Here is a 24,213-nt window from a genome sequence, read left to right on the forward strand (position 1 = left end):
AAGGAGTTCTATCATATTTTATTAAAGATGATAAGAGAGAATCCGCTTAAGTTTATCTTGAGCCTTAAAATTTAAAACTCGATCGCGCGCTGTTTTTTCTAAATCCAAAATATGTGCTGACGGATCGAAAGGCATACCGAATATGAAATAAATTTATAAATTGATTGGGAGTTGAAATTTTAAAATTCTATCGCAAACTGCGCAAATAGGATCACGAACGCAGATCCGTCGAAATTTTAGACGCGGTCTGCCAAATTTCAGGGCCCGCGGAATTTTGGAATTTAAAGTTGCGGGCGAGCGAGGCGCCCGTCCGCGTATCTTAATCCGCTAAATTTAAGCGGGCAACGTCTGCACCACAGACCTAGAAATTGCATCAGCCCTGCGTCGCAGCGCTTCCGCTTGCAAACGTCGCCGCATTCAGCGCCGCGTCGTAATCGGGCTCATCTACGATGTCGCCCGTGATCTGCTTGTAGACGATCTTGCCCGCGGTATCCACGACGAAAACTGCGCGGCACGTTAGCCCTGCAAGCGCGCCGTCCGCGATCAGCACGCCGTATGCGCGCGCAAACTCCTTATCGCGAAAATCGCTTAGGGCACGTAAATTTTTGATCCCCTCGGTCGAACAAAATCTGCCCGCGGCAAACGGCAGATCCATCGAGACCACGAAAACCTCGGTATTTTTTATACTCGCCGCGCGCTCGTTAAATTTGCGCGTCTCGGTCGCGCACACGTCCGTATCCAGGGGCGACACGGCGATGATGACCTGTGCCTTGCCCATGCCGCTGCCAACTTTGACCTCGCTAAGATCGGCCGCGACCAGACTAACCTCTGGCGCCTTATCTCCCAGCTTAAGCTCGCCGCCTGACAGGCCGATATTTACGCCTTGCAATTTGGTTTGTTGCATGATTTCCCTTTGTTTTGAAATATTTAAAACGGGCGCATCATAGCCTGCGAAAGCAAACGCCTGCTAATCCGAAAACAGGCAAGCTCGGGTGCTAGCTCAGCCGATATGAGCGGCGTGTAGATCGCTCTGCGAAGATGAAATTTTACGGCGCGAAGCGACGGCGCAATAAAGTACCTCGAGAATACCGCTACTCGCATAAAGCACTGATGGTCACGATCCGATATAGGTCTATGATGGTTGCGCTCCACATTAAGGCTACGCTGAAGGCAAAATTTCGCCCTGCTTACGCGATCCCGCTTGCGGCGATTTTGTCCGTGAATAAAAATCAAAGCATATAGCGCTGTATGCACGCTTTCTCTGCGAAAGAAAGAAATCTCTAGTAAAACGATAGGCACAGCATCATGAACGCGTTTTAAGTTATGTTTTGAATTTTTAAATTTAATTGAAATTTTTTAATCTAAATTTGCAATCTACAGAAATCAAAATTTATGGATTGAAATTTTATTTGAAGCTAAAGTTCGAGTTTAAATTTCGGCTCGTAAAGCAGGTTAAATTTAAACACTGTTTTAAAATTTAAAGAAGCGCCGAGGGTTGGCGATAAAACATCGCCGCGCCCTAGCGCCCGTTAAATTAGCCGTTGCGCTTTTTGATGATCTCTTCGCCGACATTCTTAGGAACCTCGTCGTAGTGATCAAATTCCATCGAATAAGTCGCGCGACCCTGCGTCTGAGAGCGCAGATCGGTCGAGTAACCAAACATCTCCGAAAGTGGGCAAAATGCGTCGATGATCTTATTGCCGCCGCGTTCGCTCATATTATTGACCTGTCCGCGGCGCTTATTTAGATCGCCGATGACGTCGCCCATATATTCCTCAGGGGTTTCTACCTCGACCTTCATCATAGGCTCCAAGATTACGGCGCCTGCTTTTCTAGCGCCCTCTTTAAAGCCCATAGAAGCGGCGAGTTTGAACGCCATTTCGGAGCTATCGACTTCGTGGTAACTTCCGTCATAGACCGTTACGCGCACGTCCTCTACCGGATATCCCGCCAAAACGCCGTTTTGCATCGCCTCTTGGCAGCCCTTATCGACTGCGGGGATGTATTCTTTAGGAATCGCGCCGCCTTTGATATCGTTTACGAACTCATATCCGGTGCCCGGCTCCAAAGGCTCTAGGCGCAAAAATACGTGGCCGTATTGACCGCGACCGCCCGATTGCTTGGCGTATTTGTACTCCTGCTCGACCGTTTTGCGGATAGTCTCGCGATATGCGACCTGCGGCTGTCCGACCTCGGCTTCGACTTTAAATTCTCTAAGCATTCTATCTACGATGATCTCAAGGTGCAGCTCGCCCATTCCCGAAATGATCGTCTGTCCACTCTCTTCGTCGGTCGCAACCCTGAAGCTTGGATCTTCTTGCGCCAATTTTTGAAGCGCGATACCCATTTTTTCTTGATCGGCTTTGGTTTTAGGCTCTACAGCTACGCTTATAACGGGATCAGGAAATTCCATACGCTCCAAAATTACTTTATCTTTTTCACTAGCTAGAGTATCGCCCGTAAGAGTGTCTTTAAGACCCACAACGGCGCCGATCTCGCCCGCATATAGCTCTTTGATCTCTTCGCGTTTATTCGAGTGCATCCTTAGCAAGCGTCCGATGCGCTCTTTTTTGCCTTTGCCGGTATTTACGACGTAGCTGCCGCTTTCCAAAACACCGCGATAAACGCGTACAAAGGTAAGCTGACCTACGAAAGGATCGGTCATAATCTTAAATCCAAGACCCGCAAACTCGCCCTCGTCGGTAGAGCTTACGTGAACCTCGCTGCCGTCCTCATACTGACCCTTAATCGCAGGCACTTCATCCGGCGCAGGCAGATAATCTACGACTGCATCTAACAAAGGCTGCACGCCCTTATTTTTAAACGCGGTACCGCATAGCATAGGAAAAAAACTTAGGCTTAAGCAGCCTTTCTTGATGCCCTTTTTAATCTCTTCTACGCTTAGCTCTTCACCGTTAAAATACTTCTCCATCAAAGCTTCATCAGTCTCTGCTACCGCCTCAATCATCTTGTCGCGATATTCCTGTGCTTTTTCTCGCAATTCAGCAGGAATTTCAACGATCTCAGGAGCTGAAGGACCCTTGCTATCGTCCCAAACGAGCGCTTTCATAGTGACTAAATCGATAACGCCTTTAAAATCGTCCTCAGCGCCGATCGGAATTTGAATCGGAACCGGATGAGCTTTGAGCCTACCTTTTACCTGCTGTTCGACATTGTAAAAATTTGCGCCGACTCGGTCCATCTTATTTACGAAAATGATGCGCGGAACATGGTATTTATTCGCTTGACGCCAAACAGTCTCGCTTTGAGGCTGAACGCCTCCTACAGAGCAAAATACTGCTACCGCACCATCTAAAACGCGCATCGAGCGCTCGACTTCGATAGTAAAGTCAACGTGGCCCGGGGTGTCGATCAAATTTATCTGATGATTATTCCAAAAGCAGGTCGTTGCCGCAGACGTAATCGTGATGCCGCGCTCGCGCTCCTGCTCCATCCAGTCCATAGTAGCGGCGCCCTCGTGAACCTCGCCAATCTTATGGCTCATACCGGTAAAAAATAGAATTCTTTCGCTTGTAGTGGTCTTTCCAGCATCAATGTGGGCGGCAATACCGATGTTTCTAACCATATGTAAAGGGGTTTTTCTTGCCATGATGCCCTCCTACCAACGATAATGCGCGAAAGCTTTGTTGGCTTCCGCCATCTTGTAGGTATCTTCTTTCTTTTTAAATGAAGAGCCCTTAGAATTTGCAGCATCCATAAGCTCGTAAGCCAGGCGCTCTATCATCGTACGCTCGCTTCTTTTTCTCGCAAAAGAGATGATCCAGCGAATAGCCAAAGCCTGCTGTCGAGCTGGCCTGACCTCGATCGGAACCTGATAAGTTGCGCCGCCTACGCGACGAGACTTTACCTCCATCAAAGGCTTAACGTTATCGATGGCATCGTTGAAAACCTCGATACCTTTCTTCTCGCCACCTTTATTGTCGATGAAATTTAAAGCGCCGTACATAATCTCAGTAGCGACGCTCTTTTTGCCGTCGAACATAAGCGAATTAATAAATTTTGTGATTACCTTGCTGTCATAAATCGGATCAGGCATAACTTCCCTAACGGGAGCTTTTCTTCTTCTCATTTTATTCCTTCAAATTTTAAAATTTTACTCAAACTCGGCAAAACCTAGTGCCGGTCTGTTTCGGCTAAACTATTTTTTAGGTCGTTTAGCACCGTATTTTGATCTTGCAACGGTTCGTTTAGCAACGCCTGCAGTATCTAGTGCACCGCGGACGATGTGGTATTTAACGCCCGGTAGGTCCTTTACACGACCGCCGCGAACTAGCACTATGGAGTGCTCTTGTAGATTGTGACCTTCACCGCCGATATAGCTGATGACTTCAAATCCGCTAGTAAGCCTTACTTTGGCAACTTTACGAAGCGCGGAGTTTGGCTTTTTAGGGGTCGTGGTATAGACCTTAGTACAAACTCCTCTTCGTTGAGGGCAATTCTTTAGCGCCGGAGACTTCGATTTCTCGGTAATCTTCTTGCGCTCTTTTCTGACCAATTGATTTATGGTTGGCACATCTTTCCTTTCACAAAAATTTATTCAAAAAGATTTGGATTATACTTTGTTTAAACTTACAGAAACGTAAATTTAACTAAATTTTAATCTCTAATCAGTACAAACTCTCCGCCGCCGCAGATCACTAAGCAGATCGCAGCGGAAAGATACAGATATACGATCTCCAGCTCAAATCCGCCCACGCCGGTAAGCGCGCTCAACGGGGTATGTAGGACATATATTATCATGAGCACGTTTGCGATCACAAGCAGAGCGCCTATGCGGCAAAATACACCTATGATTATCATCGCTGGCGCCAGCACCTCGCCTACGTATGCACCGTAAGCCACTAAATCCGGAATTCCTCTGGCTACCAGCATCGATTTTACGCCGTCTATGCCGTGAGTAAGTTTAAAAATTCCGTGCATTAAAAGACAAACTCCAAGCCCCAACCTGATAAATAACAGACCGAAATTTATGTTGATCATATTCATGTTTCATCCTTTAAATTTAGGGCTTTTTGCCCTAAATTATTTTTTAAGTTTAACTTCCTTATCTTTATACAGACCGGTTCCGACCGGAATTATACGACCTAAAATTACGTTTTCTTTCAAGTCCTCTAATCGGTCAAATTTACCCGCGATACTAGCCTCGGTTAGAACCTTCGTAGTCTCTTGGAAGGATGCCGCCGAAATGACGCTGTCGCTTCCGACGGCCGCACGAGTTACGCCCAGTAGCACGGACTCCGCGATCGCAGGCTCACCACCAATTTTCATAATGCGCTCGTTTTCTTCTCTAAATCTGCGGCGGCTAATGAGATCACCGACGATTAGCTGAGTATCGCCGCTATCGACGATTCGAACCTGGCGGAGCATCTGAGATACGATAATCTCGATATGCTTGTCGCTGATGACGACGCCTTGAGAGCGGTAAACCTGTTGAATCTCGCTTATCAGATAGTAATGCAGCGCCTTTTCGCCTAAAATTCTAAGCACGTCGTGCGAGCTGATAACTCCGTCGGTAAGCTTCTCGCCCGCGTGGACGAACTCGCCGTTTCGCACCTGTATCTGGCGACTTTTATCGATTAGATACTCGGCGCTCGTTCCGTCCTCTCCCTCGATTATAATACGCTCTTTCGCGCGCAAAGCCTTATCGAAGCGGACGGTTCCGTCGATGTCTGCGATAATCGCGGTATTTTTTGGACGGCGCGCCTCAAATAGCTCCGATACGCGCGGCAAACCGCCAGTGATATCTTTTGATTTCGCAGCAGCCTTCGGCGTCCTAGCCAAGATATCCGCCATAGCGACTTTATCTCCCTTGTTCGTAAATATGGCGGTCTTCGGCCCTAAGTTATATTTGATAGGCTCTCCCTTGCTAGGAGTAACGACGATGGCCGGTTTAACGCCTTGAGGTAGGTACTCGTTGATAACTAAACGGCTCTGGCCGGTAGTCTCGTCATATTGCTCCGTAGCGGTATATCCAGGCTCGATATCCTCAAAGCTGATCTTACCCTCACACTCTGCTGCTACCGGGATAGAATACGGATCCCACTCGGCGATAATCAATCGATCGTCTTTTTTAGGCTTAGCGATAAGATCTTCGCTTTTTACGACGCTATTATCATCATAGGTAATGACCGATTCGCGCGGTATATAGTGGCGGATCGCCTCTCTGCCGTTTTCATCGGAGATAACTACATACATGCCCTTCTCGCTTACGACATGACCTTTTTTGATATCTCTTAACCTCTCTAAATAATCGCCCTTTAGGATGAAATACTTAAGCGTACCATTTGCTCCCGCTTTGATCTTTTGAGTTACTGGCTCGCCGTCTTTGACGCGAAGTTCGCTGGCAAACGGAATTCGAGTAGGGATATTCCAGTCTTCTTTTATAACCTCTACTAAACTATCATTTTCTCCAACGGTTTCGCCGTCTTTGAATACGATGTAGAATTTTCCCTCAACTTTACCACTTACGCCCGCAAGCTCGGTAGGCTTAGCTAGATCATGGCGGCGGATAGTATATTTAAATTCTTCCTTCTTGCCCTTTAGCATGATATTCACATCGTCGTGAGTTATATCGATACTTACCTTACCGGTAATTGGAGCCTTAATCTTAGGCTCAACCAAAAGCACCGCGGCGTTTCTGCGGTTCATTACGATATTTTTGCCGCCGTTTTCATAGGTCTTTACGTTGTAATATCTGATAAAGCCCTCTTTATCGGCGATTACTTGGCGATCTTGCTGCTCGGTAGATGCAGTACCGCCGGCATGGAAGGTTCGTAGCGTAAGCTGCGTGCCCGGCTCGCCGATTGATTGCGCAGAGATGATACCGACCGCTTCACCCGGTTTTACCAGCTTGCCCTCTCCCAAATTTACGCCGTAGCACTTCGCGCAAACCCCTTTTTCAGCCTTGCACGTAATAGGTGTACGGATGCTTACGGATTTGATGCCGGCATCGACTATGGTGCGTACCTCATTAACGCCTAGAAGCGTGCCTTCAGTAAATAAAATTTCATTCGACACCGGATCAATTACATCCGAGCTTAGCACCCTACCCATAATCCTATCGGCTAGGCTTTCTATTTGCGTTCCATTCTCTACAATCTCGGTAACCTCGATACCCTCGTGCGTGCCGCAGTCGTGCATCGTAACTCTGACATTTTGCGCGACGTCAATCAGCTTGCGCGTCAGATAGCCCGCGTTTGCGGTCTTAAGCGCCGTATCGGCAAGACCTTTACGCGCGCCGTGAGTCGAGATGAAGTACTCGTTTACATTCAGACCCTCTCTAAAATTTGAAGTGATCGGCGTTTCGATGATCGAGCCGTCCGGCTTACTCATCAGGCCTCTCATGCCCGCTAGCTGCTTGATCTGCTCCGCACTACCTCGCGCGCCGCTATCGGCCATCATATAGATCGAGTTAAAGCCGTCCTTATCCTTCTCCATCATCTTCATCATCTCATCGGCTAGCTTCTTGCTGGTGCTAGTCCAGATGTCGATCGTTTTATTATAACGCTCGCCGTCGGTTAGCAAGCCTGCGCCGTATTGGTTCTGAACCTCTCTGACCTGCTTTTTAGCCTCTTCGACGAGGCTTGCTTTAGACTTCGGCACGATGATGTCAGAAACGGAGATCGAAACGCCCGCTTTAGTCGCGGATTCAAAGCCTAAATTTTTAAGATTATCCAAAAATTCCGCGCTTATCTCAAGACCGCCGTTTTTATAGACGTAATCGACAAGCTCGGCGATATCCTTTTTCTTCATAATCTTATTCCAAAGATGATCCGGAATAAAGCTAGGCAGGATCGATTTGATGATCAAGCGGCCCGCGGTCGTAAAGATAATGCGGCGATCGATCATCGTTTTGATTTTGGCGTGGATGTCTAGGGCGTTTGCTTCTACGGCAAGCATTACTTCATCGACGTTTGCAAAAATTTTATTCGTTCCTTTTGCACCTGGCTTTTCGAGGCTTAGATAATAAATTCCTAAAACCATATCCTGGCTAGGCACCGCGACTGGCTTTCCGCTCGCAGGAAGCAAGATGTTCATCGAGCTAAGCATTAAAATTTTACATTCCGCGATCGCCTCTTGGCTAAGCGGCACGTGCACCGCCATCTGATCTCCGTCAAAGTCCGCGTTGAATGCGGCGCAGACTAGCGGATGCAGCCTGATCGCCTTACCCTCGACGAGCACCGGATGAAACGCCTGAATAGACATCTTATGAAGCGTCGGCGCGCGGTTTAGCATAACCGGGTGATCCTTTACAACCTCCTCCAAGCACTCCCAAACTTCATTGATCCTATTTTCGATCATCTTTTTAGCCTGCTTAACGGTCGTTGCGTATCCCTTCTCTTGCAGGCGTGCGATTAGATGCGGCTTGAATAGCTCAAGCGCCATAGTCTTAGGCAGACCACACTGATCCATGCGTAAATTTGGACCTACGACGATGACGGAGCGTCCCGAAAAATCCACGCGCTTTCCGAGTAAATTTTGACGGAAGCGGCCCTGCTTACCCTTAATGATCTCGCTTAGAGATTTAAGCGGTCGCTTATTGGCGCCTTTTACGGCATTGGCGCGACGTCCATTGTCAAAAAGCGCGTCCACCGCCTCTTGAAGCATTCGTTTTTCATTGCGGATAATGATCTCGGGTGCGTCGAGCTCCATCAGCCTTTTGAGCCTAGAATTTCTATTTATGACGCGGCGGTATAGATCGTTTACGTCCGAAACCGCAAATTTTCCGCCCTCAAGGCTTACAAGCGGGCGTAGATCGGCAGGTAGCACGGGAAGATTCGTAATCATCATCCACTCGGGCTTATTGCCGGAATTTAAAAAGCTCTCGACGACTTTTAGACGCTTGACGATAGTTTTTTTCTTCGCTTCGGAGTTTGTGCTAGCCATCTCCTCCTTCAAAGAATTTAAAATTTCAACTAAATCAAGCTCGGCTAGCATATCGCGGATTACCTGGCCGCCCATTTTAGCGACGAAGCCTGTCTGCGAAAAGCGCTCTTTTAGGCTCTGATACTGCTCTTCGTTTAAAACGTCGTATTTCTCGACCTTTTTGGAATTTTCGTTGTCGTAAAATGCCTCGCCTGCACTTTCTACGATATACGCCTCATAGTAAAGCACGCGCTCAAGATCTTTCATCTTGATATTTAGCAGCGTACCGATGCGGCTAGGCAAGGAATTTACGTACCAAATATGTGCTACCGGCGTTACTAGCTCAATATGCCCCATTCTAGTACGGCGAACCTTCGAGCTCGTGATCTCGACGCCGCACTTTTCGCATTTCCAGCCCTTATAACGCATCTTTTTATATTTACCGCAGATGCACTCATAATCTCTTACGGGGCCGAAAATTTTAGCGCAAAAAAGTCCGTCGCGCTCCGGCTTAAGCGTGCGGTAATTGATGGTTTCGGGCTTTTTGACCTCGCCGTGGCTCCAAGCCTTGATCTGCTCGGGACTAGCAAGCCTGATAGCAAACGCGTCGAAGTCGTGAACTCTGGCGTCCTCTTTTATTTCTATTCTTTCTAAATTTGAATTATCGCTCATTTATTCTCTCCATTCTCGTAAATTTCAACGTCTAGAGCAAGCGATTTAAGCTCGTTTGTTAAAACAAAAAATGTCTCAGGAATTCCGGTAGACGGAACATTCTCGCCTTTTGTCAGCGCCTTATACGCAGCCAAGCGTCCGTCGACGTCGTCGGATTTGATCGTTAGCATTTCGCGAAGCGTGTATGCCGCGCCGTATGCCTCCAGAGCCCAAACTTCCATCTCTCCAAATCTTTGACCGCCGAATAGCGCCTTGCCGCCGACCGGCTGCTGCGTAACTAGGCTGTAAGGGCCGGTGCTTCTTGCGTGAACCTTTTCGTCGACTAAGTGGTGCAGCTTGAGATAATACATGCAGCCCACGTTTACGCGCTCTTTGATCTTTTCGCCGGTACGGCCGTCGTAAAGTTCGGTCTTGCCGTCCTGATCGATACCCGCCATTTCAAATAGCTTTTTGAAATCCTCCGGCACGATGCCTTCAAATATCGGAGCGGAAAATCTAACGCCCTTAGCCCAGTCTCTAGCGTATTTTAAAAGATCTTCGTCGCTGATCTTCTCAAGCGTTTTTTTAGCCTGCATTAGTTTGGAAACGCCTGCGATCTCAATCATTTTAGCGCGAAGGGTTTTTATCCATTCACCCGTTTTCTCCTCTAAAATTTTAGCGATCTGCTCGCCTAAGCGCCAACCTACAAGACCTAAGTGGCTCTCCATTATCTGACCGATATTCATACGACTTGGAACGCCGAGAGGATTTAGCACTATATCCACGCGCTGTCCGCTAGGCAGATACGGCATATCGACCTCAGGGACGATATTTGAAACGATACCCTTATTTCCGTGGCGACCCGCCATCTTATCGCCCACTTTTAGCTTGCGCTTAGTCGCGATATAGACCTTTACGAGCTTAACGACACCGCTTGGCAAGATATCGTCTTTTTCTAAAATTTCGATCTTTTCGTCATGTTCCTCTTTGAGCTTGCGCTTTTCGTTTTGGAAGTGATTTTTTAGCTCCTCGTATTCCTTCTGAACAGCTTTAGAATAAGCCTTGACGAAGGAATTTAACGTAAAGCGGTTGGAGCTTTCAAGCTCCTCTTTTCTAACCTTATCGCCCTTTTTATAATCTTTTTTATTTAGGCTTTGATCGCTTTGCAAAGCGCTTTTAGAAAGAAGCGCCACTACCTTTAGCATCTCCTCGCGATCGAGCATCAAAAGCCTGTCGTGATGCTCCCTTTCGAGCTCGGTTTTTTCATCCTCATAGGCTTTGTTCGTGCGCGGATCCTTCTCATAGCCCTTTTTGGTAAAAATTTTAACGTCGATTACCACGCCTTCCATCGAAGCGGTAGCGTAAAGAGATTTATTTACCACATGTCCCGCCTTCTCGCCGAAGATCGCGCGTAAAAGCCTCTCTTCAGGCGTCGGTTTGACTTCGCCTTTCGGAGTTACCTTGCCTACTAGGATCATGCCCGGTTTGACGTGAGTACCGATCTTTACGATACCGCTATCATCGAGGTGGGTAAGCTCCTCCTCTTTGATATTAGGGATGTCGCGAGTGATCTCCTCCACGCCGTCTTTAAGCTCTCTAGCCTCGATCTCCTTTTCATAAACATGCACGCTGGTGTATTCGTCGGCACGAATCATCTTTTCGCTCATGACGACGGCGTCCTCGTAATTATAGCCGTGCCACGGCATGAAAGCTATGAGGGCGTTTTTGCCGATCGCAAGCTCGCCGCCGTCCATGCTAGGACCGTCGGCTATGATTTGACCCGCCTTTATCACGTCACCTTTTCGCACGATAGGACGCTGCGAAAAGGTAGTATTCTGGTTGGTGCGTAAATTTTTCTCCATCGCGTAATGATCGATAAACGGACCTTTTTCGTCTTCGCCCAAAATAAATATATTTTTATTATCGACCTTTTCTACGACGCCGTCGCGTTTAGCCTTGATCGCTTCCCACGAATCGCGCGCGATAATCGCCTCCATGCCCGTTCCAACGATAGGGGCGGTGGAGTGCAGAAGCGGCACTGCTTGGCGCTGCATGTTCGAACCCATCAAGGCGCGGTTCGCATCGTCATGCTCCAAAAACGGAATCAGCGACGCCGCTACGCCCGCGACCATACCGGAGCAAAGATCTATCAGCGAAATATCCTCGCGTTTAGCCATGATATTTTCGCCGTCTTTTCTAACCTCCAAAAGCTCCTCTACGATATTACCCTCTTCGTCCAATTTGGCGGACGCAGGAGCTATTACGAGCCCCTCTTCCTGCGTAGCGGTAAGATAGACTATCTCGTCGGTGACCTTACCGTTTATGACCTTTTTATACGGAGCCTCGACAAAGCCAAGATCATTTACTTTCGCATAGGTCGCTAGGGTATTGATCAGACCGATGTTTTGACCCTCCGGCGTCTCGATAGGACAAATTCTACCGTAGTGCGTAGGATGGACGTCGCGCACCTCAAAGCCGGCGCGCTCTTTAACCAGTCCGCCCTCGCCCAGCGCAGATAGACGGCGCTTATGCGTGACCTCGCTAAGCGGATTGGTCTGATCCATAAACTGGCTTAGCTGGCCGCCAGTAAAAAATTCCATAAGCGTAGTGGTGATGATTTTAGGGTTTACGAAATCATACGGCATAAGCTCGTCGAGGTTGCCGCTGATGCCGGTAAATTTATCCTTGATCGCCTTTTGAACTTTGATAAATCCAAGGTGCATCTCGTTTGCCAAAAGCTCTCCGATCGAGCGGATGCGGCGATTGCCAAGATTATCGCGATCATCGATGAAGCCGTCGCCATTTTTAACTCTAATTAGATATTTCGCCGTCTTGATAATATCCTCGCTGGTTAGTACGGTTACGTACTCCGGCGCCTCGATGCCTAGTTTATGGTTCATCTTCATACGGCCGACTTTAGTTAGATCGTAGCGCTCCGGGTTGAAAAACAGATCGTTTACGAAGCTCTTTGCCGCTTCTTTTACCACCGGCTCGCCCGGGCGCATAACCTTGTAAATTCTAATCGCAGCCAGATCATTCTCGTCGTCTATGCCCTCGCTTTGTTGCAAGAGCTTAAGCGCGTCTGCATCTTGAATAAAAGAATTTATGATTGAAGTATCTACGCCGCTAGCTAGGTCGTTAGCGATCGTAAATTTTTTCTCGGTGTTAGCGATCTTGGCTAGCTTGCCCTCATCTAGCGCAGTTAGCGAATCAAAAAGTACCTCGCCGCTGTTTTTGTCGACGATGGCGTCGGCTAGGTAGCGCTCGGCTAAAATTTCAGCCGGATACTCGATGAGCTTTAGTCCGTCCTCTGCTAACTTCTCCGCTTTTTTGACCGTTAGGCGCTTGCTTGCTTGATGAAGCACTTCGCCCTTTTCGTTTATAATGTCGTAATCAAGCCTGCCCGCGTATTCTTTCGGATCGAAATCGGTCAGGAATTTTCCTTTTTTAATATAGATTGTCTTAATAGGATAAAATAATTTTATGATGTCTTGCTTTTTGTAACCGAGTGCGCGAAATAGGATCGTTATCGGAACCTTGCGCCTTTTATTTATGCGCACGTATAGTACGTCTTTTACGTCGTATTCGAAGTATAGCCAGCTGCCGCGATCAGGTATTATTTGAGCGGTGTAGATGAGTTTATTTAGAACCGTAGGGCTCTCTTCCTCTTTGAAGATTACGCCCGGGCTTCTGTGCAGCTGATTTACGACGACACGCTCGACGCCGTTAATGATAAATGAAATTCTATCGGTCATTAAAGGAATGTCGCGAATGAATATATCTTGCTCTTTGATCTCTTTTACACCGATTTTTTTGCCTGTCTTTTCATCGCGCTCATGCACTAGCAAACGGAGCTTCATCTTTAAATTTACCGAATAAGTAAGCCCTCTTTCCATGCATTCTCTAATCGAATACTTTGGCTTTGAAATTTCGCTACTTACATATTCGATACTTAGTCTATTCTGTGCATCGTGGATAGGAAAAATGGCTTTGAAAACCTTTTCTATGCCGCTTTCTCCACCCGAGTTATCAAGATTTAAAAAATGATCAAAACTTTTCTTTTGTAGTTGTAATAAATTCGGAATTTCGATGTCTTTGGGAACCTTTGAAAAATCCACTCTAAGACGATTTCCTGAATATAGGCTGTTTAACATTCCACTACCTCGTAGTTGTATTTTAAAGAAAGAAGTGCCGATGCAGCGCACCGGCACACATTTGTATGCGAAATTTCAAAATTTCGCGATTTATTTGAGTTCGACTTTAGCGCCTGCTTCTTCAAGCTCTTTTTTAGCCTTCTCGGCGTCTTCTTTGTTAAGTCCCTCTTTAAGAACGGACGGAGTAGCCTCGGTAGCGTCTTTGGCTTCTTTTAGACCAAGACCCGTTAAGGCGCGAACAACCTTGATTACGTTGATCTTCTTATCGCCTGCATCAAGCAATACGACGTCGAATTCTGTTTTCTCTTCAGCCGCTACCGCACCTGCGCCGCCAGCACCTGCGCCGCCTGCTACCATAACCGGAGCTGCGCTTACGCCGAATTTTTCCTCAAATTTTTTAACTAACTCGCTAAGCTCTAGTACCGAACGATTAGAGATATACTCCAAAACCTCTTCATCTGTTGAAATTGCCATTTTATTCTCCTAAATTTTAATTAAGCGCTAGCTTCTTTTTTCTGCTTAAGCGCATTTAAGCCGATCGTAAAATTTTGAATCGGCGCATTCCATACTTGAAGTAACATCGCGATAAGCTCGTCTCTCGAAGGCATCTTCGAAAGCGCTCTAACCTTATCTACGCCGGCTACTCCCCCATCGATATGAGCAGTCTTGAGCTTAAAAATTTCATTTTTCTCTTCAAATTTAGCCGCTACTTTACATACAGAAAGCTGCTCGCCCCATAAGAAGATATTAGTATCTTTAAAGCTAAGTCCGTTTTTTTCGGCATTTTTTAAAGCGATATTGGCTAGGGTATTTTTGATAACTCGAACCTTTACGCCCGCTTCGCGCGCGCTATTTCTAAGATCTTCAAGCTGCTTAACGCTAAGGCCTTTAAAATCGGAAATTACTATAGCTTCGCTAGCTTTGAAAGCCTCGCCAAGCTCCGCTACTATCTTTGATTTTTCGTCTCTCGTCATTAGGTCTCCTTTCCGATCGGTGATTTCAAGCCAAGCGATCGAAATTTTGAAATTTCGATCAATTAAGTTAAAAACCTTGAGCTATCTCCAATCTAAGATAAAAATTTAAAATTTTATTTTAAATCGATTATTTCTTGATTATCCAGTGTAACCGCAGGGCTCATAGTAAGTGAAAGCGATGCATGAGTTACGTATCTGCCCTTCGCAGTCGCTGGCTTATGCTTATTTATGGTTTTGATAAACGTCGTAAGATTGTCTAAAAGCTGCTCTTTGCTAAAGCTAGCCTTGCCAAGGCCTGCGTGGATATTTCCCTGCTTATCGACACGGAAATTTACCTGTCCGCCCTTGGCGTTTTTAACGGCCTGAGCGACATCCATAGTAACGGTACCGGTTTTAGGGTTCGGCATAACGCCTTTTGGACCAAGAATACGACCTACTTTACCAACTAGTCCCATTAAATTTGGAGTAGCGATAAGAACGTCGAAATTTATATTTCCTTTTTGAATCTCTTCGATCAGATCATCGGCGCCCACGATATCGGCACCCGCTTCGCTAGCCTCGCTAGCCTTTGCGTCTTTTGCGATCACGGCTACGCGAACGCTTTTTCCCGTACCCGCAGGTAAAACGACCGAGCCGCGCACCATCTGATCGGCATGTCTTGGATCTACGTTTAGTTTAAGAGCGATCTCCACCGTCTCGTCAAATTTAGCAGAAGCTAAAGTTTTTACCGTACTTACCGCTTCGTCTACGCTATAAATTTTATTTACGTCAACTTTTTTTAAAAGTTCGTTGAATCTTTTTGAATTTTTTGGCATATATTTCTCCGCAATTAAAGTGCTACCGCTTTTTTCAACCTTAGCGGTCAAAAGGTCTAGTCTGTAACCGTAATGCCTATAGAGCGAGCCGAACCCGCTATAATCCTAGCAGCCTGCTCTCTATCTTTGGTATTCAGATCGGCGATCTTTTTCTCGACAATCTCTAAAACCTGAGCTTTCGTTAAGGACGCTACCTTCTTTTTAAGAGGGTTGTCCGAACCTTTATCTATCTTTGCCGCTTTTTTGATCAAATCCGTCGCAGGCGGTTGCTTAGTGATAAAAGTAAAGCTTTTATCGGCATAAACCGTGATGATAACAGGAATGTTAAAGCCCACCATATCTTTGGTTCGCTCGTTAAACGCTTTGCAAAATTCCATAATATTAACGCCCTTTTGTCCTAGCGCAGGACCTACCGGCGGGCTTGGATTTGCTTTTGCGGCCGCTATTTGCAGCTTGATTTCGCCAATAACTTTCTTAGCCATAAATTTACTCCTTATAAAATTTAAATAATCTTTTCAACTTGCGAGTATGAAATTTCGATCGGCGTGCTTCGTCCGAAGATCGAAACATTAAGGCGAAGCTTGCCGTGGATCATATCGTACTCTTCTACGATGCCGTTGAAATTAGCAAAAGGTCCGTCGACGATCCTAACCGTCTCGCCCTCATCAAAATTAATCTTGGGCTTAGGAGCCTCGCGATTATTGATCTTTTCTAGAATTATCTCGATATCTTTTTCCGGTAGCGGAGAGGGTTTTTTCGCCTCGCCGATAAAGCGACTTACCTTAGGCAGCATCTGAATTCTATGCCATAAAGTGGTATCCAAGTCTAAATTTGCAAAACAATACCCAGGATATAAGCTGCGCTCTTTGATGGTTTGCTTTGTATTTTTGACCTCTATCACATCTTCGGTAGGCACTAACACTTCGCCGATCTTAGCCTCAAGCGCTTCGTCTTGCTTTAGCGCTTCTATCGCACGCTTTACCGCCATCTCGCTGCCGGCGTAAGTTTGTATCGCATACCATTTATTTGCCATATTGTATCCTTGCCTAAGCCGTTATCAAAGCGGACATAATCAGATCCACTAGCGCCAAAAACAGTGCGATAACTACGACTACGACGACCACAGAGATATATGCTGTTTTAGTCTGATCTTTAGTCGGGAAAATTACCTTATCTAACTCTACTTTTGCTTGTTTATAATACTCTTTTACTTTTTCCATACCCAATCCTCGTGGCAGGGCAAGAGGGATTCGAACCCCCAACCATCGGATTTGGAATCCGGCGCTCTACCGTTGGAGCTATTGCCCTATAAAACAATTAGCCTTTTAACTTTACTTCTTTATGAAGCGTGTGCTTTTTTAATCTAGGGCAATATTTTTTAAGTTCTAGTTTTTCGGTCGTAGTTTTGCTATTTTTATAAGTAGTATAGTTGATATCGCCACTTTCGGAGCATTTTAATCCGACCTTTACTCTACTTGAATTCTTTGCCATTTGGTTTCCTTGAATAAAAAAGCAGGCGGAATTTTAAAATTCCGCCTGCAAAAAATTAAGCGATGATTTTCGAAACGACGCCTGAACCTACGGTATGACCGCCTTCGCGAATCGCGAAGCGAGTACCTTGCTCAAGAGCGATCGGAGCGATTAGCTCAACGGTGATTTTAACGTTATCGCCAGGCATTACCATCTCGGTCCCCTCAGGAAGAGTAATCGAACCGGTAACATCTGTCGTACGAACGTAAAACTGCGGTCTATAATTATTAAAGAATGGAGTATGGCGTCCGCCCTCTTCTTTAGTTAGGATATAAACCTCGCCCTCAAATTTAGTATGAGGAGTGATAGATTTTGGTTTGCATAAAACCATACCGCGCTCTACTTCCTCTTTCTTAGTACCGCGCAATAAAACACCTACGTTATCGCCAGCTTCACCTTGATCCATCTCTTTTCTAAACATCTCGACGCCGGTAACGGTAGTAGTCTGAGTAGGTTTAATACCTACGATCTCGATAGTATCGCCAACTTTAACAATACCTTTTTCGATTCTACCGGTTACAACGGTACCGCGACCGGAAATCGAGAAAATATCTTCGATCGGAAGAAGGAAATCTTTATCAGTATCGCGAACAGGAGTTGGAATATAGCTATCAACCGCATCCATAAGCTCCATAATCTTTGCAGACCATTCGCCATCTTGTCCGGCTTTGGCTTCCTCAAGAGCCTTAAGAGCAGAGCCCTTAATGATTGGGGTCTCGTCGCCAGGGAATTTATACTCTTTTAGAAGATCTCTAACTTCCTCTTCGACTAGCTCTAAAAGATCCGGATCATCGACCATATCGGTTTTGTTTAGGAAAACTACGATGTATGGAACGCCTACCTGGCGAGAAAGTAAGATGTGCTCGCGAGTTTGAGGCATAGGGCCGTCCGCAGCAGAAACAACTAAAATAGCGCCATCCATCTGAGCCGCACCGGTAATCATATTTTTTACGTAGTCGGCGTGACCAGGGCAGTCAACGTGAGCATAGTGACGCTTCTCGGTCTCATATTCGATGTGAGACGTAGCGATAGTAATACCGCGCTCTTTTTCCTCTGGAGCGTTATCGATATTGTCGTAGTCTTTTAGCTCGGCTAGACCCTTCCTGGAAAGAACAGCAGAAATAGCAGCTGTCAAAGTAGTCTTACCATGGTCAACGTGACCGATGGTACCAATGTTTACGTGTGGCTTGTTACGATTAAATTTTTCTTTAGCCATCATATCCTCCGTTATTGATTTGTGGATTACACAACAAACTAAGCGACTCTATTTTATGGAGCTCATAGCGGGACTTGAACCCGCGACCTCTTCCTTACCAAGGAAGTGCTCTACCTCTGAGCCATATGAGCCTAAACTCAGGCAAAGAGAAATCGCTACCAATACCCAACAATGCGACCAAAATTTAGATTATGTAAGCATATAAAAGCAGTTAAGTTTTACAGCTCCCAGTAAACCTAAATGGTGGAGCGGGAAACGGGGCTCGAACCCGCGACCCTCAGCTTGGAAGGCTGATGCTCTAGCCAACTGAGCTAATCCCGCATCAAAAATTCATGGTGGTGAGACGTGGATTCGAACCACGGAAGGCAAAGCCAGCAGATTTACAGTCTGCCCTCGTTGGCCACTTGAGTATCTCACCCTTTGATGAAATCTGGTCAAACACTGTTACAAAAAATGGAGCTGGTGGACGGGATCGAACCGCCGACCCACTGCTTACAAGGCAGTAGCTCTACCAGCTGAGCTACACCAGCATTTTGAAATTGAAGTGGCAATTATAACCGAAAAATCCCCAATTGTCAAGGCTAAAACAGCCTATTTTAAAATTTCATAAAATTTCTGCTATAATGCGCGCAATTTTAAATTTTAAGGAATTTTATATGAAAATCGTACCTTGGATCATAATAGTTTTTATGATTTATTTGATTTATTATTTTATCTCCCGCTCCGAAAAGCGTCTAAATACCCTTGAAAAGCGCTTAAATAAAATAGAAGAAAACTTAAGTGAGATAAAAAAAGCTACCGAAGCCAACAGGCTCTTAATCGAAGAAGCAAAGCTGGACTCTGAAGATGACGCAAAAATGCAAGAATAAAATTAAATTTTAAGCCCCGATCTCACTAGCTTAGCCTTTTTGCCAAATATCTCGTGCTGAAAATTGTGAGTATATTTTATGCATACTTGGCATTTTTGAAAGAAATTTTGTCGCAATGTCGGAACCGCGAAGTGCAAGAAGCTCATACGTAACTAATTCTTTAAATTTTGCGAAATTTAAAATTCGCGCTTCAATCCTGCTCCGCCAAGCAAATCCGCGCAAATAAATAAATCAAAATTCCAGTCATTCGCTTACAGCGAAAATTCCATAGAATTTCAAATAATGCCACATAAAATTAGAATTCCTCCCAAAATCCATCCCCCAATTCAACTTCTTAAAATTTTGCGCAAATCCCTCAGCTAAAATTCTAAACTACAAAAATTTTAGTATTTAAAATCACTTTACTCAACCCCGCCGTAGCAGCAAATCCTATGTGGGTTCACACCGCACGCCACTTCAGGCTGATATATCCGAAAGCTTAAAAGTGTAGACCATAACCTCTACAAGCTAACGATAAAATTTAATCATAATTTTTAAAAACCAAAATTTCAAAAGCACGGAATTTTGTCCCAGGATGTGAATTGAGTAAAAAGCTAACGAAATGCAGGAATTTCGCAAGCGCGAAATTTATCCATTGTAATTTTCCTCGCCCATAAGCGCCTCAGCGATGAGCTCCAACGGATTTACGCACCTCGTCTGCGAGCCGCTTAAAGAAAGCGAATTATTTAGCTGCATCCTGCACGCACTGCACTCGGCAGAAACTACGCGCACGGGTAGATCCGCCATTGCGCGCGCCTTAGCTAATCCCGCTGCGCGCGCGAGCTCGTAGCGCTCGGTTTGCATCGTCACACCGCCAAATCCGCAGCATTTATTAGGCTCATCCATCTCGGTTATTTCGTAGTTTTGAGCGAGCAAGCCGCGCGGCTCTTTCCAAATACCCTGCATTTTGCGAGCATGGCACGGATCGTGATAAGTAATCGCTAAAGCCCTTTTGCCGCGGCGCATCAAAAGATCACTTAAGTTTGTAAATTTATAAAAGTATTCGCTCGCCATAAAAATTTTACTCGCAAGCTTTTGTGCGCGGGCTTTCCATTGCGGCTCGTTTTCAAAAAAATGCGCGTAATCCACCCTCAGCATTGCAGAACACGTAGCCTCGGGCACAATAATCGCATCAAGAGCAGGCAGAGCTTTTTCGAAATATGCTATATTAAATTTTGCCGCGTGTTCAACCGCCGCAAAATCTCCCGTAAAATACGCAGGAGCGCCACAACAGGCTTGTTCCTTCATCAAATTTACGTTTAGCTTTAGCGCTCGCGCGATATGTAAAATCGCCTCGCCTACGCCCGTGTAAGCGTAGTTTGCCATGCAGCCTATAAAAATTCCAATAGTTTTTTCGCCGCCGTTGTCGATAAATTCTGCATGAGAGTTCATAAAGCTCTTTTTCGCAGAAGCAGGTAGCAAGCGTTCTTTTTTAAGTAGTGGCAAGTCAAATCTAGGCGACATAGAGCTTTGCGTATCTTTTCGCATCTTAAAGCCACAGCTAAGAAACACATATCCAAGCGCTGCTGCTAGATCCAGCGCTTTGCGGTGCCCGAGCAGCCAAAACGCAGCTTTTTTGTACCACGCGATGCCAAATTTTTCCGCAATGCGCGCGCGAACATTCTCGATTGCCGTATCTATGGGCAAAGACTCGCCGCAAATATCTACGCAGTTGGTGCATAAAAAGCAGCTTTCAAAAATTTTCTTAGCGTTTTTATCAAGCTTTAGTTCATTCCTGCCGTAAGCGCCCAAAAGATCCACAAATCCGCGCGGGCTCGTTACTTCATCGCCGTTAATGCCATGAACCGTGCAGACTTGGATACATTTACCACATTTTACGCAACGCTCGCTAAGTGCCGCAAAATCGAACGCTACAAGCTTTGCCCTACTCATAGCCGCGCCGCTTAAACGGTTTTAGAAAAGCGCTTCTCGCCCAAATTTTTACCCATATACTCATCAAAGCACATCGCGATATTGCGGATCAAAAGCGTGCCGGTAGGCGTTACCGAAATTCTATGCGGCGAGACTTGTACGAAATCCTTTAGCGCCTCAAGCTGTTTTAGGCTAGCGCCAAAATGCTCGAAAAATTTTATCTTAAATTTCTCCTCGATCGCCTCTATATCGACGCAAAAATTACTCATCAGTCCCATAATCACCTCTTTGCGCAGCAGATCCTCTTCATTTAGCAAAACGCCCCTGCAATACGGCAGCCTGCCCGTATCGATCGCGGCTTCATATGCATCCATATCTTTGAAATTTTGCGCGTAGTGGCGCGCTCCTTCGCCGATGCTAGTTAGCCCGATGCCGATCAGATCGGCGCCGCCCTTGGTCGTATAGCCCTGAAAATTACGGTGTAGCGAGCCGTTTTTAAGCGCGGCATGAAGCTCGTCTGCGGGCTTTGAGTAGTGATCCATACCGATCATCTCATATCCGTTCGCGCTCAAAAAATCGTGTGTAAATTTTAAAATTTCAAGCTTTACTTTGGGTTCTGGCAGTGTCGTCTCGTCAAATTTACGCATAGATTTTTTTATCCACGGCACGTGCGCGTAGTTAAAGATTGCAAAGCGGTCCGGATCAAGCGAAAGCGCAAGCTCCAGCGTACGCTTAAAGCTAGCTAGGCTCTGATACGGAAGCCCATAGATCAGATCCATATTTATCGATTTTATTCCCCTCTCGCGCGCCATGGCTATGACATCCCTCGTAAGCTCGAAAGGCTGGATGCGGTGGATCTCCTTTTGCACGCGCTCGTCGAAATCCTGCACGCCGTAGCTGATGCGGTTAAAGCCGTTTGAAACGAGCACATCGAGCTGCTCGGCATTTAAAAACCGCGGATCGATCTCGCAGCTGATCTCGGCTTCAGAGCTAAAATTTGTAAAATATTTTTTGATATTTTTTATGTGGCGCGCGAGCTGTTCGGCGCTAAAATACGTAGGCGTACCGCCGCCGAAGTGCATCTGCACGACCTGGCGCGAGCCGTCCACGACGCCGCTTAAAATTTGCATTTCGCGCTCGATATAGTCCAAATACCGATCCATCTTGTCGCGCTTGCCCGTGTAGATTACGTTGCAGCCGCAAAAATAACAGGCCGAGCGGCAAAACGGCATGTGAAAGTAAAGCGACAGCGGCGTGGAGCTTTTCTGATTTTTCAGCTCGTTCAGATACCCGTCGTAGCTGAAGTTTTCGCTAAATTCCAAAGCGGTCGGATAGCTCGTGTAGCGGGGTCCAGGGCGCGAAAATTTCGCGTAAGCGTCAAAGTCTATGCTATTCACGACCGACCGCCTTAGTTTTGATAAGCTCTTCGATGTCGATAAAAAGGTTTGGATGCAGACTTTTTACGCGCGAAACGACGGCATCGACGTCTAAGCTTAATCTTTTCGCACTCGGATTTGCGCCCGTTAGCCTTCTGATCTCGTCCATACACACGATCCACGCGTCGCCGAAATCCACCGGCGTATGCTGCAAAATCGAGCGCTCAAGCTTGAGATTAAAATTTTCCTGCATCGCGTTTTTGGTCGCGGCGATGAGATTTGCAAGCGATTTTATCGAGATCATCGTGTGCACTTCGTTATTTTCGTCGATGCCGAACCACGGCTCCTCGTCGCTCCACGAGCCGCTTTTCAGAGTGAGTTTTTTCTCATTATCCTCGCCCTGCGAAATTTCAAAAACCGTCCTTTTCGAGCTATCCAGCCCGAAAAATTCGCTCGCTTTGTCGATCTTTTTTAGCGCTTTATCTTTTTCTTCCATGCGTTCTCCTAAATTTATCTTTTTTGATCCAGCCAGACCATGACGCCTTTTTGCGCGTGCAGGCGATTTTCCACCTCTGCAAAAATTTCATCCGCGTGCGCTTCAAACACGGCCTCGCTTACCTCATATCCGCGGTACGCCGGCAAGCAGTGCAAAAAGATCGCACCGCTACCTGCTAGAGCCATTAAGCTTTCGTCCACGCAAAAGCCCGCGAAATCGCGAATTCTTTGCTCTTTTTCGGCTTCTTGCCCCATCGACACCCAAGTATCGGTCGTCACGACGTTTGCGCGCGCTACGGCTTCTTTTATATCGTTCGTTATTAAAATTTTAGCGCCTGAAATTTTAGCATTTTCTTGCGCCTGCGCTAGTATTTGCGGATCAGCCTCGTAGCCTTTCGGCGTCGCCACTCGCAGCTCAAAGCCAAGCTTGCTAGCAAGCATCAACCACGAGTGCGCCATATTGTTACCGTCGCCCACGTACGCGGCTTTTATCTTTGGAATTGGGGTACCGCACTCCACGATCGTCATCAGATCCGCCATTAGCTGCATGGGATGAAATTTATCGCTTAGCCCGTTTATTACCGGCACGCGGCTAAATTCCGCAAGCCCTATTAGCGTCTCGTGGCGATTTACGCGTGCCATGATTAGATCGCACATTCGCGAAATCACGCGCGCGGTATCTTTGATCGGCTCGCCTCGCCCGAGCTGGATGTCGCGACTGCTCAAAAACAGCGCGTGTCCGCCGAGCTCATTCATCCCTACGTCAAAGCTTACTCGCGTTCTGGTCGAGCTTTTTTCAAATATCATCGCTAATTTTTGATCTTTCAAATATGGCTTAAAATTTCGCGCTTTAGCTTCTTTTTTAATCTCAAACGCTAAATTTAAAATTTCGATTATCTCGTCTTTGCTAAAATCGTTTAACGTAAGAAAGTGCCTCATTTATCCCCCTTATCTTTTATAAATTTACTAAAAAATTCTTTTAAATCACCTTTTGTCATATCGCCTGTGGCCACCTTTACGACTACGTCTTCCATCGCCGCGTAAAATTCCTCGTCGTCCAAAACTATAGAATTCGCCGATAAAAACATATCGGCTAGCAGAATCGCCGTCCTTTTATTCCCGTCGGTGAAAGGATGAAATTTTATGCACGAATGCGTCAAATGCGCGAGTTTATCCGCCATAGTAGGATAATACAGATCGTTTTTTATATTCTGCAATGCGGACGATAAATAGCCAAGCGAAGTTTTATTATAACCCTTGCTTCCGCCTATTTTTTCTAGCATTTTATCGTGGATAAAAATAGCCTGATGCAGCGTTAGATATTTCATTTGTCTTT

The 24,213-nt window shown here is 46.2% G+C and carries 21 protein-coding genes and 5 tRNA genes; 1 reads left to right on the forward strand and 25 read right to left on the reverse strand.

Going from position 1 to position 24,213, the window contains the following annotated elements; genetic code table 11:
- Positions 1–373: 373 nt before the first annotated feature.
- The 20 genes from tpx to Q0274_RS06075 form a co-directional block, all read right to left on the reverse strand.
- The gene (tpx, locus tag Q0274_RS05980; RefSeq protein WP_298028339.1) at positions 374–904 is read right to left on the reverse strand and encodes a thiol peroxidase; all 531 of its coding nucleotides are present in this window, start codon (positions 902–904) and stop codon (positions 374–376) included.
- A 630-nt stretch (positions 905–1,534) separates the two neighbouring features.
- Positions 1,535–3,610 (reverse strand): elongation factor G, encoded by a 2,076-nt coding sequence (fusA, locus tag Q0274_RS05985; RefSeq protein WP_298028340.1) that lies wholly within the window; start codon positions 3,608–3,610, stop codon positions 1,535–1,537.
- Positions 3,611–3,619: 9 nt separating this feature from the next.
- Positions 3,620–4,090: a 30S ribosomal protein S7 gene (rpsG, locus tag Q0274_RS05990; protein ID WP_005872611.1), complete on the reverse strand. Its 471-nt coding sequence runs from the start codon at positions 4,088–4,090 to the stop codon at positions 3,620–3,622.
- 69 nt (positions 4,091–4,159) lie between these two features.
- The gene (rpsL, locus tag Q0274_RS05995) at positions 4,160–4,534 is read right to left on the reverse strand and encodes a 30S ribosomal protein S12 (RefSeq protein WP_005872613.1); all 375 of its coding nucleotides are present in this window, start codon (positions 4,532–4,534) and stop codon (positions 4,160–4,162) included.
- A gap of 83 nt (positions 4,535–4,617) precedes the next feature.
- Positions 4,618–5,007, reverse strand: a complete 390-nt coding sequence (locus Q0274_RS06000) for a DoxX family protein (RefSeq protein ID WP_005872615.1) — start codon at positions 5,005–5,007, stop codon at positions 4,618–4,620.
- Positions 5,008–5,043: 36 nt separating this feature from the next.
- The gene (rpoC, locus tag Q0274_RS06005) at positions 5,044–9,558 is read right to left on the reverse strand and encodes a DNA-directed RNA polymerase subunit beta' (protein ID WP_298028341.1); all 4,515 of its coding nucleotides are present in this window, start codon (positions 9,556–9,558) and stop codon (positions 5,044–5,046) included.
- Complete coding sequence (rpoB, locus tag Q0274_RS06010; protein WP_298028342.1) at positions 9,555–13,691, reverse strand: DNA-directed RNA polymerase subunit beta; 4,137 nt, start codon at positions 13,689–13,691, stop codon at positions 9,555–9,557. Before rpoB ends, rpoC begins: the two co-directional genes overlap by 4 nt.
- Positions 13,692–13,781: 90 nt before the next feature.
- Positions 13,782–14,165: a 50S ribosomal protein L7/L12 gene (rplL, locus tag Q0274_RS06015; RefSeq protein ID WP_298028343.1), complete on the reverse strand. Its 384-nt coding sequence runs from the start codon at positions 14,163–14,165 to the stop codon at positions 13,782–13,784.
- A 20-nt stretch (positions 14,166–14,185) separates the two neighbouring features.
- On the reverse strand, positions 14,186–14,665 hold the full coding sequence (rplJ, locus tag Q0274_RS06020; RefSeq protein WP_298028344.1) for a 50S ribosomal protein L10: 480 nt from the start codon (positions 14,663–14,665) through the stop codon (positions 14,186–14,188).
- Between the two features lie 113 nt (positions 14,666–14,778).
- Entirely contained in the window at positions 14,779–15,480 is a 702-nt protein-coding gene (rplA, locus tag Q0274_RS06025; protein WP_291939398.1) for a 50S ribosomal protein L1, read from the reverse strand.
- Between the two features lie 56 nt (positions 15,481–15,536).
- The gene (rplK, locus tag Q0274_RS06030; RefSeq protein ID WP_298028345.1) at positions 15,537–15,962 is read right to left on the reverse strand and encodes a 50S ribosomal protein L11; all 426 of its coding nucleotides are present in this window, start codon (positions 15,960–15,962) and stop codon (positions 15,537–15,539) included.
- Positions 15,963–15,982: 20 nt separating this feature from the next.
- A complete protein-coding gene (gene nusG, locus Q0274_RS06035; protein ID WP_291939405.1) occupies positions 15,983–16,513 on the reverse strand; it encodes a transcription termination/antitermination protein NusG in 531 nt (176 codons plus the stop codon).
- 13 nt (positions 16,514–16,526) lie between these two features.
- Complete coding sequence (gene secE, locus Q0274_RS06040) at positions 16,527–16,700, reverse strand: preprotein translocase subunit SecE (RefSeq protein ID WP_005872632.1); 174 nt, start codon at positions 16,698–16,700, stop codon at positions 16,527–16,529.
- Between the two features lie 12 nt (positions 16,701–16,712).
- Positions 16,713–16,788: transfer RNA gene (locus tag Q0274_RS06045), tRNA-Trp, on the reverse strand.
- A gap of 9 nt (positions 16,789–16,797) precedes the next feature.
- The gene (gene rpmG / locus Q0274_RS06050; protein WP_005872634.1) at positions 16,798–16,971 is read right to left on the reverse strand and encodes a 50S ribosomal protein L33; all 174 of its coding nucleotides are present in this window, start codon (positions 16,969–16,971) and stop codon (positions 16,798–16,800) included.
- A gap of 55 nt (positions 16,972–17,026) precedes the next feature.
- Positions 17,027–18,226 carry an elongation factor Tu gene (gene tuf, locus Q0274_RS06055; RefSeq protein ID WP_040304280.1) on the reverse strand — a complete coding sequence of 400 codons (1,200 nt, stop codon included), beginning with the start codon at positions 18,224–18,226 and terminating at the stop codon, positions 17,027–17,029.
- 56 nt (positions 18,227–18,282) lie between these two features.
- A tRNA-Thr gene (locus tag Q0274_RS06060) sits at positions 18,283–18,357 on the reverse strand.
- Positions 18,358–18,470: 113 nt separating this feature from the next.
- Positions 18,471–18,547 (reverse strand) — tRNA-Gly (locus tag Q0274_RS06065).
- Positions 18,548–18,559: 12 nt separating this feature from the next.
- Positions 18,560–18,644: transfer RNA gene (locus Q0274_RS06070), tRNA-Tyr, on the reverse strand.
- Between the two features lie 36 nt (positions 18,645–18,680).
- Positions 18,681–18,756 (reverse strand) — tRNA-Thr (locus tag Q0274_RS06075).
- A 126-nt stretch (positions 18,757–18,882) separates the two neighbouring features.
- On the opposite strand from Q0274_RS06075, the gene Q0274_RS06080 reads away from it, so the two are divergent.
- Positions 18,883–19,095, forward strand: a complete 213-nt coding sequence (locus Q0274_RS06080; RefSeq protein ID WP_298028346.1) for a hypothetical protein — start codon at positions 18,883–18,885, stop codon at positions 19,093–19,095.
- A 627-nt stretch (positions 19,096–19,722) separates the two neighbouring features.
- Here the strand turns inward: Q0274_RS06080 and Q0274_RS06085 are convergent.
- The 5 genes from Q0274_RS06085 to Q0274_RS06105 are packed head-to-tail and all read right to left on the reverse strand — an operon-like array spanning position 19,723 to position 24,205.
- Complete coding sequence (locus Q0274_RS06085; RefSeq protein ID WP_298028347.1) at positions 19,723–21,027, reverse strand: (Fe-S)-binding protein; 1,305 nt, start codon at positions 21,025–21,027, stop codon at positions 19,723–19,725.
- Between the two features lie 11 nt (positions 21,028–21,038).
- Positions 21,039–22,403, reverse strand: coding sequence for an oxygen-independent coproporphyrinogen III oxidase (gene hemN / locus Q0274_RS06090; RefSeq protein WP_298028348.1), 1,365 nt, complete (start codon positions 22,401–22,403; stop codon positions 21,039–21,041).
- Entirely contained in the window at positions 22,396–22,878 is a 483-nt protein-coding gene (locus Q0274_RS06095) for a DUF2603 domain-containing protein (protein WP_295153206.1), read from the reverse strand. The genes hemN and Q0274_RS06095 overlap by 8 nt, the downstream gene beginning before the upstream one ends.
- Positions 22,879–22,892: 14 nt before the next feature.
- On the reverse strand, positions 22,893–23,816 hold the full coding sequence (argF, locus tag Q0274_RS06100) for an ornithine carbamoyltransferase (RefSeq protein WP_298028349.1): 924 nt from the start codon (positions 23,814–23,816) through the stop codon (positions 22,893–22,895).
- Complete coding sequence (locus Q0274_RS06105) at positions 23,813–24,205, reverse strand: type II toxin-antitoxin system death-on-curing family toxin (RefSeq protein ID WP_298028350.1); 393 nt, start codon at positions 24,203–24,205, stop codon at positions 23,813–23,815. Before Q0274_RS06105 ends, argF begins: the two co-directional genes overlap by 4 nt.
- Between the last annotated feature and the right edge of the window lie 8 nt (positions 24,206–24,213).

It is taken from the genome of uncultured Campylobacter sp. (genome assembly GCF_937973075.1).
Taxonomy (GTDB): Bacteria; Campylobacterota; Campylobacteria; order Campylobacterales; family Campylobacteraceae; genus Campylobacter_B.